This window comes from Streptomyces sp. NPDC048191, from assembly GCF_040652655.1.
GTDB lineage: Bacteria > Actinomycetota > Actinomycetes > Streptomycetales > Streptomycetaceae > Streptomyces.
This window is the reverse complement of sequence record NZ_JBEZMO010000007.1, coordinates 86,711-102,267: the sequence shown is the minus strand read 5'-3', so window position 1 is coordinate 102,267 and position 15,557 is coordinate 86,711. Positions and strand designations below refer to the sequence as shown.

Here is a 15,557-nt window from a genome sequence, read left to right as displayed (position 1 = left end):
CCGTGGTGCGACGGACGGTTGTCCATCGCACCACCAAAAGGGGTGAACGGTCGTAACTTTCGCGTGCGGGTCGCGTTCCGTCGCGCTAAGGGTTCGGAGCGTGATCGCTCCCGCACGAAACGTTACGCCACGGCCGGTTCACGCCGGGCCGCGCGCCGCTGGGCGGCCAGCTCCGGATCGAGCGCCGGGACGGCGGCCAGGAGCTGCCTGGTGTACGGCTCGCGCGGGCTGTCGTACACCTCGTCCGCCGGCCCGTACTCGACGACCCGGCCCCGGCGCATCACCGCGACCCGGTCGCTGACCTGGCGGACGACGGCGAGGTCGTGCGCGATGAAGACCAGCGCGAGGCCGAGTTCCCGCTGGAGTTCGCCGAGCAGCTCGACCACCTGGGCCTGGGTCGTCACGTCGAGCGCGGAGACCGGCTCGTCGCACACGATGACGCGCGGTTCGGCGGCGAGCGCCCGGGCGATGCCGATGCGCTGCCGCTGGCCGCCGCTGAACTCGTGCGGGTAGCGGTCGTAGTGCGCGCCTTCGAGTCCGACGCGCTCCAGCAGTTCCGTCACGCGCCCCCGGATGCGCTCCTCGTCGGCCTCTCCGCGCGCGCGGAGCGGATCGGCGATGGACTCACCCACGCTGCGGCGGGGGTTGAGCGAGGAGACCGGGTCCTGGAAGACCATCTGGACGGCCGGGTTCACACCGGTGTGCGGGCGGCCCTCGTGGCGGATCGCGCCGGCGGTCGGCTCCAGCAACCCCACGAGCATGCGGCCGAGCGTGGTCTTGCCGCTGCCGCTCTCCCCGACCACGCCGAGGGTCTCGCCGCGGCGGACGGTCAGCGAGACGTCGTCCACGGCCGCGAACGTCCGCCTGCCGCGCCCGAACTCGCGCCGCACTCCGGTGGCCTCCAGCACGACCTCGTCGGAGGCCTGGGAGACGGCGCGGCCGACGTCCACGCGCGGGACGGCGTCGAGGAGTTCGCGGGTGTACGCCTCGGCGGGTGCCGCGAGGACCGTGCCGACCGGGCCGCGCTCGACCGCCCTGCCGTGCCGCATGACGAGGATGTCGTCCACGCTCTCGGCGGCGACGCCCACGTCGTGGGTGACCAGCAGCAGGCCCATGCCGGTCTCCTCGCGCAGCGTGTGCAGCAGGTCCAGGATCTGGGCCTGGACGGTGACGTCGAGGGCGGTGGTCGGCTCGTCGGCGATCAGCAGTTCCGGTTCACAGGCCAGGGCCATGGCGATGAGGGCGCGCTGGCGCATTCCGCCGCTGAACTCGTGCGGGCGGGACCGGGACCGGCGCGCCGCGTCCGGAATTCCAACCCGCTCCAGCACCTCGACGGCACGCGCGCGTGCGGTGCGACGCGACACGCGTGTGTGCACACGATGGACCTCGGCGATCTGGTCGCCGATCGCGTAGTACGGGTCCAGCGACGACAGCGGGTCCTGGAAGACCATGGCGGCCTTGGCGCCGCGCAGCCGCCGCAGGTCGTCGTCCGGGGCGTCCTGTACGTCCGTACCGGCCACCCGCACCGATCCCGTGACCCGCGCCCCGGTACCCCGGTGCAGGCCCAGCAGGGCGCCCGCGACCGTGGACTTGCCGGAGCCGGACTCACCGACGAGGGCCAGCGCGGCGCCCTTCGCCAGGCTGAAGGAGAGTCCGTCCACGGCCCGCAGCGCGCCGAACTCGACGGTCAGGTCCGTCACTTCCACCAGACTCACTGGAGTACCACCCGTCGGTCGGCCACCGCGTACAGGACGTCCGCGACGGCATTGGCGAGGACCACGAAGAAGCCGACGACCAGGACCATGCCGACGACCACCGGCAGGTCGACGACCTTCACCGCGTGCACCAGCTCCTGGCCGATGCCGGGCAGGCCGAAGAGGGTCTCGGTGAGGACGGCACCGCCCACGGCCGAGCCGAAGGTGACCGCGTTCAGCGCGATGACGGACGCCGTCGCCCCGCGCAGCGCGTGCCGGGCGATCACCGCGCGCTCGCCGACGCCGTACGCGCGGAACGTGCGGATGTGGTCCTCGGCCAGCGTCTCCAGCATCGACGCCCGGGTGAGGCGGGCGAAGTTGGCCGCCTCGATGAGGGCGAGGGAGAGCCAGGGCAGCAGCAGGTTCCACGCCCACTGCTCGGGGTCGTCGGTGAGGGCGACGTACTGCGGGAAGGGCAGGAGCTGCAGTTCGCCGCAGACGACGATCATCAGGACGAGGCCGATGACGAAGACCGGCGTGGCGACGCCGGCCAGCGTGACCGCGGTCAGGGCGCGCTCGCTGAAGCGGCCGCGGCGCCAGGCGGACAGCACGCCGGTGCCGACGCCGAGCACCAGCCAGATCACCATCGCGCCGATCACGAGCGAGAAGCTCACCGGCAGCCTGGTCAGGATGATGTCGGTGACCTGCTGGTCGTTCTGGTACGACTCGCCGAGGCAGGGCGCCGCGCAGTGCTCCACGCCGGTGCCGGTCGAGAAGTCCTGGCCCGCGAAGATCCCCTGCAGGAAGTGCCCGTAGCGCACGTACAGCGGGTCGCCGAGGTGGAGTTGCTGGGCCACCTGGTGGACCTGGGCCGGGGAGCAGCGCGGGCCGCAGGTGATCTGGGCGACGTTGCCGGGGGTGACGTAGAAGACGACGTAGATGATCACCGAGAGTGCGAACAGGGTGACCACGGCGCCGATGACGCGGCGCAGGACGAAGCCGGTGAGGCCGTTCATGCCGGGTCCTCCTCGGGCACAGGGGCGGCCGCCGTCCGCGCCCGGTCCTCGCGCTTGCGGCCGGTGCCGACGCGCAGGCGGGAGGCCGCGCGCGGGTCGAGGGCGACGCGGACGCCGTCACCGAGGACGGTCATCGCGAACACGGTCACGAACAGGGCGGCGGCGGGCAGCAGCAGGTACTGCGGTGCCGCCTGGTACCAGACGTCGGCGGAGGTGAGCATCTGTCCCCAGGAGGGCGTCGGCGGCTTCACACCGACGCCGAGAAAGGACAGAGCGGCCTCGGCGCTGATGTTCGTCGGGATGAGCAGCGCCGCGTAGGTGATGACCGGCGCGGCCAGCCCCGGGAGCAGTTCGCGTACGGCGGTGCGCCAGGTGCTCCAGCCGCTGAGCCGGGAGGCGGCGACGTAGTCGAGGTTCTTCAGGGTGAGGGTCTGGGCGCGGACCATCTTCGCCGTCGTGCTCCAGCCGGAGACCAGGGCGATGATCAACGCGACGAGCACGGGCCGCGGGAACCCGTTGGGCACGACGGCCAGCAGCGCCAGCGCCATGATCATCAGCGGCATCGAGACGAAGATGTCGGTGATCCGGCTCAGGACCAGGTCGACCCAGCGGTTGCCCAGGCCGGCGGCGACACCGATGACGACGCCGAGGATCACCTGCACCACCACGGCCGCCAGCGCGACGCCCAGCGACACCCGCGCGCCGTACACCAGCCGGGCGAACAGGTCGCGACCGGTCTGCGGCTCGACGCCCAGCCAGTGGTCGGCGCTCATGCCGCCGAAGGAGCCGACCGGCACGCCCCCGCGCGCGGAGTCGATCAGGGACGGGTGGTACGTGGTGGGGTCCTGGCCCTCCAGGGCCGTCAACAGCGGCGCGGCGAGCGCGATCAGCACGAGCAGCGCGACGACGGCCGCGGCGACCAGGGCGGCGCGCTGCGCCCGCAGCCGCCGCCAGAACTGACGGGCCCCCGAGACCGCCGGGACGGACGACTCCGTCCCGGCGGTCTCGACGGCGACAAGTGCGTCACTCACGGCGCTACTTCACCGCGACCTGGGAGATGTCCAGCACGCCGGTCCAGTCGCTGATGACGATGTTCTTGACGTCCTTGCCGTACAGGCGCTTGTAGACCGGGTGGAACAGCGGCACGACGAGGGCCTTCTCGCCGATCTTCTTGTCCAGTGCGCCCCATCGCTGGGCGGCCGCACCAAGGTCGGTCAACTTGTTGATCGCGTCAATCTCGGCATTGACCGACTTGTCGTCGAGCAGACTTGTGTTGAAGTTCGCGCCGTCCTTGACGATCTGCCGGCCGTCGAAGATCGGGGCGAGGAAGGGACCACCGGAGGGCCAGTCGGCACCCCAGTGCGCGAGGAAGAACCCGGGCTCGGTCTTCACGCCGTGGATCTTGTCCCGGTAGTCGTTGTCCTCCAGGCCCTGCAGCCTGACCGTGATGCCGGCCTTCTTGAGGGCGTCCTGGACGGCGGTCGCGATCTCCGGGCTGGTCTCGAAGTCCTTGGCGTTGGAGTGGGTCAGCGTGACGGTGAGCCCGTTCTTGTAACCGGCCTGGGCGAGCAGGTCCTTGGCCTTGGCCGGGTTGCCGGACGCGCCCGCCGGGAACGGGTCGTACGGCGTGTAGCCGAAGGACTTCTGGTCCGGCAGGAAGGTGGTGGCGGGCTCGGCGAGCGCGCTGCCGCCGGCCGCGTTGACCACCGAGGACCGGTCGACTGCGTAGGCGATCGCCTGCCGCACCTTCGGGTTGTCGAAGGGCTTCACGGTCGGGTTGAACGCGATGTAGTTCGTGTAGCCGAAGTGGCCGGTGCCGACGCGCGCGGCGAGTTCCTTGTCGCCGCTCACCTTCGCGAGTTCGGCCGGGCCGAGGTTCGTGTCGGTGGTGACCGCCGCCGCGTCCGCGCCCTGGGACGCCGACAGCCGCTGGTTGATCACCGAGGAGTCGAGGCCGGAGCGGACGTCGATGGTGTCCGGGTAGGCCTTGCGCTCGTCGTCGGTGGCCGCCGACCAGTACGTGTTGCGCGTGAGGACCAGGTGCTCACCGTCGTTCTCGTTCTTGACGACCTTGTAGGGGCCGGAGGAGACCGGGTGCTCCTCGTACTTGGTGCCGTTGTCCTTGCTCTTGGGCACCGGGGCGAACTGAGTCTGCGTGGCGAGGAACGGGAACTCGCCCTCGGGCTTGTCCAGATGGAAGACGATGGTCCGCGCGTCCGGCGTCTCGATCGCCGAGAGCCCCTTCTTGTCCTTGTACGGCCCCTGGTAGTCGGCCGCGCCGACCAGCCAGTCCCGCAGGTAGGGCGCGCCGCCGGAGAGCTCGGGGGCGAAGGAGCGCTCGATGCCGTACTTGACGTCGGCCGAGGTGATCGGGGTGCCGTCCTCGTACTTGAGCCCCTTCTTCAGGGTGTACGTCCACACGGTCGCGTCCTTGTTGGGGCGCCCGGTGTCGGTGGCGAGGTCGGGGACGACCTTGGAGCCGGCCGCGCCGTTCTCGCGGTTGCGTGTGGTGAGGGTGCGGAAGACCAGCGAAGGGACGTTTCCGCCGCCGGAGGTGTAGAGGCGGGCGGGGTCGAAGTCGGTCTGCGGCTCGGAGTTCAGCACCGTGAGGGTGCCGCCCTTGTGGGGCGTGGAGTCGCCACCGGAGCCCTTGGCATCGTTGTCCTTGGGACCGCAGGCGGCGGCGCCCGCTGCCACGACCAGGGCAAGCGAAACGGTCGCCACGCGGGCGCTGTTTACGGACGGTTGACGCATCGGAATGACGACCTCTCGAATGCTGAGACTGACAGACAAGGAGTGAGACGATTGCGGGCAGACGTCACCCCCGGCGTCGGGTCGTCGAAGATCCATGACTCAGCCCGTGGCTCAGCCACGGACGCAAAAAAGAGGAAAGGGGGTCGCGACGCGAACGCCAGGGGCGGCGTCAGCGACAGTGGATGTCGGCCACGCAGAGTGCGGTCACGCCGATGAGCGTCAGCTCGATGGCTGCGCTCCTCCGGACGGCATGACTAGACCACATGCGCAGAAATATGAACGAACTCGCGGCTCATGTCAATGTGACATGAGCGGCCCCTGTCAACTCCTGGGATAGGGCCAGGGGTTGGGCAGACAGTGGATCCCGTCGTGATCGAGGAACTTGGTCTGCTGCTGCATGACGGGAGCCAGTTCACCGTCCTTCTGGCACGTCACATGGCCGTGCCCGAGCCGGTGGCCGACCTCATGGTTGATCAGCATCTGCCGATAAGGGTAGATCTTGTCCCCATATGTCTTGCTGCCCTGGGCCCACCTGTACGCATTGATCATCACTCGCTCGGTGGCGGCCGAGTCGCAGGAGACGTTGTCCTCCGTGGTGTCCAGCCCGGACTTGGCACACCACTTCGCGGTCGTACCGGGGCTGGCCAGCGTGATGACGAAGTCGGGCTTGCCGGAGGAGATCCGCTCGAAGGTACGGGCACCGCCGTGGGCCCAACTCCGGTCGTCGTTCAGGGTCTTCTGCACGGCCTCGGCGAACAGCTCGCCGTCCAGGCCCAGGCCCTGCTCGATGTCCACGCGGTAGGTGTACTTCTGCCCCGTGCCGGGCGCCTTGGCGTAACCGGGCACCGTCTCGAACTTCCCGGAGCCCTTCAGCGTGGCGCTGAGCGGGTACTTCCGGTCCATCTTCTGCTCGTACGACAGGGTCACCGTGCCCGGCGAGGCGGACGGGATCCCACCGGGCGCGCGTGCGTCCCGGCCCTGGTCGGTGGCGGACTGCGCCTGTGCGGCACCGCCGTCGTGCTTCCCGGTCACCTGGCCGGCGACGACCACCGCGAGCACGGTGGTGACGGCGGCCGCGGCGATGCCGGTGAAGGTCCGCCCCTTGCCGCTGGGGCGCTGCGCGGGCAGGTCGACGGAGCCCCGCGCGGCCGGCCCGGCGGCGGGTGTGCCGTCGCTGCCGGCCTCCGGTGCGTCGGCGGGGTGCTGCTCGGCAGGGCCTGGCTTCCCCGGACGCGGCGTGAAGACGTCGACGTCGTCCTCCAGGCCGACATCACCGCCGCGACCGCCGGCGAAGGCGTCGAGGTACTCCGGCCGCGGCCCGGCCGGCCGCGGCCGCGGAAGCACGGCCCCGGGCCCGGCCGCCCCCGCGACCCCACCCCATCCGCCACCGCCTTCCCGCTGCTCGGGATGCCCACCACGAGCGGAAGCCCACTCCCGCACCCCGGGCACGCCGTGCGCGGGGGTGCCGTCGGGGAACCGGGGCATGCCGTGCGCGGGAGTGCCGTCCGGGAACGGGGGCGCTCCCTGCGCGGGCGTTCCGCCGGGAACCCGGGGCACGCCATGCGCGGGGGTGCCGTCGGGAAGCCGGGGCACGCCATGCGCGGGCGTGCCGGCCGGGAATGCCGACGGTCCCTGCGGGCCGCGCGGCGGACGACCGGCGGGACCGGCGCCGCCGGGCGCCTGTCGCTGCCCGGGCAGCACCGGCCGGCCGCCTCGCGCGGCTGCCGCACCGGGGGCAGGTGCAGCACCCCGCGCCCCGAAAGCATCAGGGGCACCCGAAGGACCCGAAGCACCCAAAGGATTTGAAGGACCCGAAGGACCTGAAGCACCGGCAAAGCCCGGACCACCGGCAAAGCCCTGACCGCCGGGCGCGCCAGGAACACGTGGAGCACCTGGCACACCGGCGAACCCCTGGCCACCGGGGCCGCCAGTTCCCCTGGCGCGCCCAGACACCGCACCGGAGGCCCCCGCACCACCACCAACCCCGTGAGCGCCCTGAGCGCCCGGCCCGCCCCCCTGGTCCGGGACGGCCCGGCCGTCGTCCGTGCGGGCACCGCCCTGTTCCGTGCGCCCTGTTGTTATGTCCGCGGAGGCGTCCTTGGGTGCCGGGCCGCGGCGGCTGTGGCGTCCCACGCCGGCCTCAGCTCCCCGTGCCCGAGTCGGCGGCGGCGTGCCCGGTCTCCGTGAGGAGTTCCCGGAACGCCGTGGCCACCACGTCCGGGTACTCCATCATCGCCACGTGCCCGGCGTCCGGCAGGGACAGCAGGCGGGAGTCGCGGAAGGCGCGGGCGGCCCGGCGGGCCATGCGGAAGCCGACGAGCTGGTCGCGGCCGCCGTAGATCAGCAGGGCCGGGGCGAGCACGCGCTCGGCCTGGCGCCACAGCCCGTGCTGTCCGCCGAGCGTGTAGGCGTTCACGATCCCGCGCGCGGAGCGGGACATCGCGTCCCAGAAGTACGGCAGTTGCAGTCGCCGCTCCAGCTCCTCGACGGCGTCCTGGAACGCCTCGGGCGACACCCTTGTGGGATCGCCGTAGCAGAGCGCCATGACCCCGCTCACCCGCTGCTCGGCCGTCCACTCCTTGGTGATCCGGGTGAACAGGGCGGCGACACCGGGCACGGCGAGCAGCGCGGTCGGTGCGGCGGTGCGCTGGATGCGCAGCTCCGGCAGGGCGGGCGACACGAGCGTGAGCGTACGGACGAGATCGGGCCGTACGGCGGCCACGCGCGTGGTGACGGCCCCGCCGAGCGAGTTGCCGAACAGGTGGACCGGGCCGCGGCCGGCCGCGTCGAGATAGCGGATCACCGCACGCGCGTGCCCGGTGACCGAGTAGTTCCCGTCGTCCGGGGGCGGGGAGTCGCCGAAGCCGGGCAGGTCGACCGCCTCACTGTCGACGACGCCGTCCAGCTCGGCCATCAGCGCCGACCAGTTCTGCGAGGAACCGCCGAGCCCGTGGACGTACAGTGCGGGCGGCAGGCCCTCGCGCGCGGGACGACGGGACCGGATCGACAGGGTGACTCCGGGCAGTCCCACGGACCGCAGCCGCTCGCCCTCACCGACCCGGACGGGCGCCACCTTGGGAAGCACACTGGCGGCCGACACGGACGGCGACTCGGTCGAAGACATGCGGGCAATGTTACGAGGTGATCACGCCGGGGTTCGTGTGTCGGCCGTCACAGAGTGAACCATGGACGGCGGGTGAACCGGACATCTGCGGGCGGACCACAGGAGACCGGTGAACACCGGTGGACATGGGCGGTGAACGGGCGAGACGGCATGGCGTCCGGATCGGGTGTCTCCTAGGCTCGTACAGAGGGCACCCGCATGTGGCCCCTGCATCTTCCAGGGACGTTCGTAGGAAGGGAGCCCACCATGGCCTATGACCCCATCGAGCCGGACACGACCGAGGACCTGGAGAACGGCACGGCCCCGGAGGTCGACGTCGAGGCCCCCGAGGTGGACGCCGCCGAGCAGCACACCGACCTGGCCCCGGACCGTGACGACCCGCTGACCGGCGTGGATCCGGGCCGCGCGAATGTGGCCGATCTGGTCGAACAGGCACGTGTCGTCTCGCTCGACGAGGACGACTACCGCTGACCTCGACCGACTCCGCGACCGCCCGAGGTACCCGGCGCGGCTTTCGCCACCGTCCGGTACGTGAAATTCTGCGCTCGCACCGCGCACACCACGGTTACCGAAAAGTACGATGGCCGCGCGGCTGACACCGCGATATGGACGACTTTGGGAGGCGGCGTGACAGCCATCGAGCAAACTGAGGCGGCCCGCCCACGTGGCACCCGTCTGCCGCGCCGAGCCCGACGGAACCAGTTGCTGGGCGCCGCCCAGGAGGTATTCGTCGCACAGGGCTATCACGCGGCGGCGATGGACGACATCGCCGAGCGGGCCGGCGTGAGCAAGCCGGTGCTCTACCAGCACTTCCCCGGCAAGCTCGACCTCTACCTCGCCCTGCTGGACCAGCACTGCGAGTCGCTGATCCAGGCCGTGCGCGGCGCGCTGGCGTCGACGACCGACAACAAGCAGCGCGTCCGGGCCACCATGGACGCCTATTTCGCGTACGTCGAGGACGACGGCGGCGCCTTCCGGCTGGTCTTCGAGTCGGACCTGACGAACGAGCCCGCGGTGCGCGAGCGCGTCGACAAGGTCACCAACGACTGCGCGGAGGCGATCTGCGACGTCATCGCGGAGGACACGGGCCTGTCGCGCGCGGAGTCGATGCTGCTCGCCTCGGGCCTCGGCGGTCTCGCCCAGGTGGTGGCCCGTTCCTGGCTGCACAGCGACCGCAGCGTGCCGCGCGACCAGGCAGTGCAGCTGCTGACCTCGCTGGCCTGGCGGGGCATCGCCGGCTTCCCACTGCACGGCACCGAGAACCACTGACGGGCGTTTGTTCCCGGAGGCTGTTCGCTGTTGGCGTGCCGACCCGCAGCGTGTACGTCCCCTCACCGGACTAATGTGTGCTGCGTACGGCGCGGAAGATCGCGCACATCACTGGCCGTCGGAGGGACATAGCCGTGGAGGTCAAGATCGGCGTGCAGTACGCGCCCCGCGAGATCGTTCTGGAGAGCGGTCAGAGCGTCGAGGAGGTCGAGCGCCTGGTGAGCGACGCGCTGGCCGGAAAGACGCAGCTGCTGAGCCTGCAGGACGAGAAGGGCCGCAAGGTCCTGGTGCCGACGGACCGCCTGGCGTACGTGGAGATCGGCGAGCCGACCGTGCGCAAGGTGGGCTTCGGCACGCTGTAGGCCGACATCGTGGAAGGGCCCGGCGGCCGTGTGCCGCCGGGCCCTTCTGCTTGGGGAGTGCACACAGACGGAGCACAACTCCTCCACAGCGGAGGATTGCACTCCGCAGGTCACGGGTATGACGGGGTACGACCACATCTGGACGGGCCGGCCGTGGGAGGGACCCCGACATGATCCTGGAAGCACTCGCGTCCGCAGTGCTGGGTCTGATCCTCGCCTGGGCGGCGGCACACAGTCTGTCCCACCGGCTGCCGACGCGCCCGCTGGTGCTGTGCACGGGCGTGGCCGGCGCTCTCTTCGGTGACTTCGTCACCCACACCGCGCTCGGACCCGGTGTCGCCTGGCTGAGCCTCGTGGGCGCCGCGGTCATCTCGGCGGCGTCGCTGTCCCTGCTCATCCGCCCGGCGGGCGGACTGCGCCGACGATCCCTGACGGCGTAGCCGTCCAGGGGCGCGGGGAACCGCGCGAGCAAGCGCAACGCACCCCGCACCCCGCACCCCGCACCCCGCACCCCGCACCCCGCACCCGCCAACGACGGGAACCCGGCGCCCCGACAGGCGCTACGCCGCCAGGCCCAGCGCCGCCATCCGCTTGGTGTGCGCCTCGGTGATCCGCGAGAACATCTTCCCGACCTCCGCGAGGTCGAACCCGTCGGCCACGCCGCCCACGAGCATCGTCGACAGCGCGTCCCGGTCGGCGACGACCCGCTGGGACTGCGACAGCGCCTCGCCCATCAGCCGCCGCGCCCACAGCGCCAGCCGGCCGCCCACACGCGGGTCGGCGTCGATGGCGGCCCGCACCTTCTCCACCGCGAACCCGGCGTGCCCGGTGTCGTCGAGAACGGCGAGAACCAGCTCACGCGTGTCGGAGTCGAGCCGCGCCGCGACCTCCCGGTAGAAGTCGCTCGCGATCGAGTCGCCGACGTACGCCTTGACCAGGCCCTCCAGCCAGTCCGAGGGCGCGGTCTGCTTGTGGAAGCCGTCGAGCGCGGCGACGAACGGGTCCATCGCGGCCGTCGGCTCCTCGCCGATCTCGGTCAGCCGGTCCCGCAGCCGCTCGAAGTGGTGGAACTCGGCCGAGGCCATCTTCGCCAGCTCCGCCTTGTCCGCGAGGGTCGGCGCGAGCTTCGCGTCCTCCGCGAGCCGCTCGAACGCTGCCAGCTCCCCGTACGCGAGCGCGCCGAGCAGATCCACGACGGCGGCGCGGTACTGCGGGTCGGCGGAGGCCTGCGCCCAGTCCCGGGCGGCGACGCCCGTGGGTGCTGCGGAGTCGTTCTCAGGCTTGTCAGAGCTAGTCATGAGGCGCACAATAGCCCGCTCGCACGGCCTCGGAAGGTCCTCCCCGGTCAGTGTGACCACCACGACGTGACGGAATCGGCCATCACATGTGCGCGGATCCGGGGTATGGTGGTAATGCGCCTGCCAGAGTGCGTCGACGGTGTTCGACGTCTCGCGACAGGGCGCACGCATGAGGATGCCCGGTCGGTGGCCCGATCGGCTCCGACCCGACAGCCCTCCCTGGCCGTACGTCACAGTACGTACGACGACCGGAGGGACACCCTCAGCGGTACGAGCGCTAGAGCGTCGGCAGAGGTCCCGTGTCATACGGCTTGCCCGAGTGGTTCGCCCGTACGGCAGCCGACGTCCCCGGCACGGTCAGACATGACCCCCGCGCTCGCCTCGCACCGCGCCACACAGAAGAGGCAGCACCCTGACTACGACGTTTCGTGAACTCGGAATCCTTCCCGAGACCGCCGAGGCCCTGGAAGCCGTCGGCATCATCAACCCCTTCCCCATCCAGGAGATGACGCTCCCCGTCGCCCTTTCCGGCACGGACGTCATCGGCCAGGCCAAGACCGGCACCGGCAAGACGCTGGGCTTCGGCCTCCCGATCCTCGAGCGCGTCACCGTCCCCGCCGACGTCGAGGCCGGACGCGCCGCCCCCGAGGCCCTCACCGACGCCCCGCAGGCGCTCGTCGTCGTCCCCACGCGCGAGCTGTGCACCCAGGTCACCAACGACCTGCTGACGGCCGGCAAGGTCCGTAACGTGCGCGTGACGGCGATCTACGGCGGCCGGGCCTACGAGCCCCAGGTGGAAGCCCTCAAGAAGGGCGTCGACGTGGTCGTCGGCACCCCGGGCCGGCTGCTCGACCTCGCGGGCCAGAAGAAGCTGGACCTCAAGCACGTCAAGTGCCTGGTCCTCGACGAGGCCGACGAGATGCTCGACCTGGGCTTCCTGCCCGACGTCGAGAAGATCATCGACATGCTGCCGGTCAAGCGCCAGACCATGCTGTTCTCGGCGACGATGCCGGGCGCGGTCATCGGCCTCGCGCGCCGCTACATGTCCCGGCCCACCCACATTCGCGCCACCGCGCCGGACGACGAGGGCGCGACGGTCGCGAACATCAAGCAGTTCGTCTACCGCGCGCACAACATGGACAAGCCGGAGATGGTCGCCCGCATCCTGCAGGCCGAGGGCCGCGGACTGGCGATGATCTTCTGCCGGACCAAGCGGACGGCCGCCGACATCGCCGAGCAGCTGCAGCGCCGCGGGTTCGCCTCCGGCGCGGTCCACGGCGACCTCGGGCAGGGCGCCCGCGAGCAGGCGCTGCGCGCCTTCCGCAACGGCAAGGTGGACGTCCTGGTCTGCACCGACGTCGCCGCGCGCGGCATCGACGTCGAGGGCGTGACCCACGTCATCAACTACCAGTCCCCCGAGGACGAGAAGACGTACCTGCACCGGGTCGGCCGTACGGGCCGCGCGGGCGCGAAGGGTACGGCGATCACGTTCGTCGACTGGGACGACATCCCGCGCTGGCAGCTGATCAACAAGGCGCTGGAGCTGGACTTCAACGACCCGGTGGAGACGTACTCCTCGTCCCCGCACCTGTTCTCCGACCTCGGCATCCCCGAGGGCACCAAGGGCACCCTGCCTCGCTCGGAGCGGACCCGTGCGGGTCTGGACGCGGAGGAGCTGGAGGACCTCGGCGAGACCGGCGGCCGTGGCGCTCGCGGCCGTGGCCGTGGTGGCCGCGGTGAGCGTGACGGCCGTCCCGAGTCCGTCGCCGCCGAGCGCGAGCGTACGACCCGCACTCCGCGCCGTCGCCGCCGCACCCGTGGCGGGGCACCCGTCGACGCCGCCACGACCACCGCGGTTCCGGCCACCGAGTCCGGCGCCACCGACGTCACCGGCGCGGAGGAGCCCAGGGCTCCCCGCACCCTGCGCCGTCGTCGCCGTACGCGCGGCGGGGCCTCGGAGCGGCCGGTCGCCGCTGCCGGGACTGCCGTCGAGGCGGTGGACACGGTGGAGAGCCCGGCGGAGCCGGAGACTTCCCAGCCCGAGACCTCCCAGCCGGAGGCCGTGGAGAAGCCGCGCCGCCGCCGCACCCGCAAGTCGGCGGAGCCGGCCCTGCCCGAGACGGCACCCGAGCCGTCCGCACCTGCGGCGGACGCGGCGCCCGTGGCCACCGAGCCCCAGGCCGAGTCCGCGCCGGTGGAGGCTCCGGAGGCCAAGCCGCGCCGCCGTACCCGCAAGACGGCAGCCGCCGAGGCAGCCGTGGACACGGCCGAGGCCACGGAGGCCAAGCCGCGCCGCACGCGCAAGACGGCAGCCACCGCGCCGGAGACGACCGCCGAGGCCCCCGAGGCCGAGGCCAAGCCCCGCCGCACCCGCAAGACGGCAGCCACCACGGTCGACACCGCTGAAGGCACGGAGCCCGAGGCCAAGCCCCGGCGCACCCGCAAGACGGCCGCCACCGCGCCGGACGCCGCCGAGGCCCCCGAGGCCGAGGCCAAGCCCCGCCGCACCCGCAAGACGGCAGCCACCGCGCCGGAGACGACCGCCGAGGCCCCCGAGGCCGAGGCCAAGCCCCGCCGCACCCGGAAGGCGGCAGCCACCACGGTCGACACCGCTGAAGGCACGGAGACCGAGGCCAAGCCGCGCCGCACCCGCAAGACGGCAGCCACCGCACCGGAGACGACCACCGAGGCCCCCGAAGCCGAGGCCAAGCCCCGCCGCACCCGCAAGACGGCAGCCACCGCCGAGGCAGCCGTGGACACGGCCGAGGCCACGGAGGCCAAGCCGCGCCGTACCCGCAAGAAGGCCGCCACCGCGCCGGAGACCACCGAGGCCCCCGAGGCCGAGGTGAAGCCCCGCCGCACCCGCAAGGCGGTCGTCGCCGCGGAGATTCCGGCGCAGGCCACCGAGGAGCCGGAGGCCAAGCCGCGCCGCCGTACCCGCAAGGCCACGGCGGCCGTCGAGGTCGTCGAAGGCTGATCCGGCACCGTACGCCGACGGCCCGGTCCACCCAGGTGGACCGGGCCGTCGCCTGTCCGGTCGTACCGACAGGGGTGCACGGGTGGCCGCGGCGGTCTCCCGTTCGCGCCGGTGAGCGGCTCCGCCCCCGCCCGGCCACGGACCGGGGCACCCGTCCGCCATCGGCACCGCCCCGGTAGCCTCTCCCCATGAGCAGGCCCGCCACCTTCGTCCCGCCGCCCGGTGCCCGGGCGTACGCGCTGCGGACCGCGCGCGGTGAGTTCGCCGTCGTCGACGCTCCCGTGGCCGACGGCGTCGAGCCCCGCGGGGTCGCGCTGCTGCTGCCCGGGTTCACCGGGAGCAAGGAGGACTTCAATCCGCTGCACGTTCCGCTCGCACGGCGTGGGTATCGGACCGTGGCCGTGGACGGGCGCGGGCAGTACGAGTCGGACGGGCCCGAGGGCGACGAATCCGCCTACGCCCAGCAGGAGTTGGCGCTCGACGTGCTGGCGCAGGCCGAGGCGCTCGGACAGCCGGTGCATCTGCTGGGCCACTCCCTCGGCGGGCAGATCTCCCGTGCGGCCGTGCTCACCGACCACGCGCCCTTCCGTTCGCTCACCCTCATGGCCTCCGGCCCCGCGCAGATCTCGGAGTCCCAGCAGCAGCGCGTGAAGCTGCTGCGGGACGCGCTCGCGGTGATGAGCATGGCGGAGGTGTGGGACGCGATCCAGGCGATGGAGACGCCGGAGGACACCGAGACGGCGGCGCTCGACGGCGGTCTCGACGAGCGGCACGACCTGCGGCGCCGCTGGCTGAGCACCCGGCGCGCGCAACTCCTCGCCACCGGGCGCCAGTTGTGCACGGAACCGGATCGCGTCGCGGAACTCGCCGCCGTAGCGCTGCCGTTCCACGTGCTGTCCGGCTCGCGGGACGACACCTGGCCGTTGCCCCTGCTGGACGACATGGCGCTACGGCTGAACGCGCGGCGGACGGTGATCGAGGACGCCGAGCACTCCCCCAACACCGACCAGCCCCTCGCCACGGCCCGCGCGCTCGCCGACTTCTGGGACGAGGCGCGGTAACG

General features: G+C 72.0%; 14 protein-coding genes. 6 read left to right on the top strand and 8 right to left on the bottom strand.

The features are described from left to right. Nucleotides 1-122: 122 nt before the first annotated feature. The 7 genes from AB0D93_RS14320 to AB0D93_RS14290 all read right to left on the bottom strand — a co-directional run bounded on the left by AB0D93_RS14320 (nt 123) and on the right by AB0D93_RS14290 (nt 8,588). Nucleotides 123-1,715, bottom strand: coding sequence for an ABC transporter ATP-binding protein (locus AB0D93_RS14320; RefSeq protein ID WP_362118485.1), 1,593 nt, complete (start codon nt 1,713-1,715; stop codon nt 123-125). Continuing rightward, entirely contained in the window at nt 1,712-2,710 is a 999-nt protein-coding gene (locus AB0D93_RS14315; RefSeq protein WP_362118482.1) for an ABC transporter permease, read from the bottom strand. Before AB0D93_RS14315 ends, AB0D93_RS14320 begins: the two co-directional genes overlap by 4 nt. Continuing rightward, nucleotides 2,707-3,741, bottom strand: coding sequence for an ABC transporter permease (locus AB0D93_RS14310; protein ID WP_362118479.1), 1,035 nt, complete (start codon nt 3,739-3,741; stop codon nt 2,707-2,709). The genes AB0D93_RS14315 and AB0D93_RS14310 overlap by 4 nt, the downstream gene beginning before the upstream one ends. Nucleotides 3,742-3,745: 4 nt before the next feature. Beyond that, nucleotides 3,746-5,464 (bottom strand): ABC transporter substrate-binding protein, encoded by a 1,719-nt coding sequence (locus tag AB0D93_RS14305; RefSeq protein ID WP_362118476.1) that lies wholly within the window; start codon nt 5,462-5,464, stop codon nt 3,746-3,748. Between the two features lie 169 nt (nt 5,465-5,633). Beyond that, nucleotides 5,634-5,729 carry an Ms4533A family Cys-rich leader peptide gene (locus AB0D93_RS14300; RefSeq protein ID WP_362118473.1) on the bottom strand — a complete coding sequence of 32 codons (96 nt, stop codon included), beginning with the start codon at nt 5,727-5,729 and terminating at the stop codon, nt 5,634-5,636. A gap of 56 nt (nt 5,730-5,785) precedes the next feature. Then, nucleotides 5,786-7,057, bottom strand: coding sequence for a DUF3152 domain-containing protein (locus AB0D93_RS14295; RefSeq protein WP_362118470.1), 1,272 nt, complete (start codon nt 7,055-7,057; stop codon nt 5,786-5,788). 547 nt (nt 7,058-7,604) lie between these two features. Further along, the gene (locus AB0D93_RS14290; protein ID WP_362118467.1) at nt 7,605-8,588 is read right to left on the bottom strand and encodes an alpha/beta hydrolase; all 984 of its coding nucleotides are present in this window, start codon (nt 8,586-8,588) and stop codon (nt 7,605-7,607) included. Between the two features lie 246 nt (nt 8,589-8,834). Between AB0D93_RS14290 and AB0D93_RS14285 the strand changes: the two genes are divergently transcribed. From AB0D93_RS14285 to AB0D93_RS14270, 4 genes are all read left to right on the top strand, one after another. Next, nucleotides 8,835-9,059 (top strand): hypothetical protein, encoded by a 225-nt coding sequence (locus AB0D93_RS14285; RefSeq protein WP_362118464.1) that lies wholly within the window; start codon nt 8,835-8,837, stop codon nt 9,057-9,059. Between the two features lie 156 nt (nt 9,060-9,215). After that, on the top strand, nt 9,216-9,857 hold the full coding sequence (locus AB0D93_RS14280; protein ID WP_362118461.1) for a TetR/AcrR family transcriptional regulator: 642 nt from the start codon (nt 9,216-9,218) through the stop codon (nt 9,855-9,857). A gap of 134 nt (nt 9,858-9,991) precedes the next feature. Further along, on the top strand, nt 9,992-10,219 hold the full coding sequence (locus AB0D93_RS14275; protein WP_031163497.1) for a DUF3107 domain-containing protein: 228 nt from the start codon (nt 9,992-9,994) through the stop codon (nt 10,217-10,219). 170 nt (nt 10,220-10,389) lie between these two features. Next, the gene (locus tag AB0D93_RS14270) at nt 10,390-10,659 is read left to right on the top strand and encodes a hypothetical protein (RefSeq protein ID WP_362118457.1); all 270 of its coding nucleotides are present in this window, start codon (nt 10,390-10,392) and stop codon (nt 10,657-10,659) included. A 120-nt stretch (nt 10,660-10,779) separates the two neighbouring features. Here the strand turns inward: AB0D93_RS14270 and AB0D93_RS14265 are convergent, their stop codons facing one another. After that, a complete protein-coding gene (locus tag AB0D93_RS14265) occupies nt 10,780-11,517 on the bottom strand; it encodes a ferritin-like fold-containing protein (protein WP_362118454.1) in 738 nt (245 codons plus the stop codon). 505 nt (nt 11,518-12,022) lie between these two features. Here AB0D93_RS14265 and AB0D93_RS14260 point away from each other — a divergent pair. Together AB0D93_RS14260 and AB0D93_RS14255 are read left to right on the top strand one after the other, a co-directional pair. Beyond that, on the top strand, nt 12,023-14,494 hold the full coding sequence (locus AB0D93_RS14260) for a DEAD/DEAH box helicase (RefSeq protein WP_362118451.1): 2,472 nt from the start codon (nt 12,023-12,025) through the stop codon (nt 14,492-14,494). Nucleotides 14,495-14,682: 188 nt separating this feature from the next. Next, nucleotides 14,683-15,555 (top strand): alpha/beta hydrolase, encoded by an 873-nt coding sequence (locus AB0D93_RS14255; protein WP_362118448.1) that lies wholly within the window; start codon nt 14,683-14,685, stop codon nt 15,553-15,555. Nucleotides 15,556-15,557: the final 2 nt, after the last annotated feature.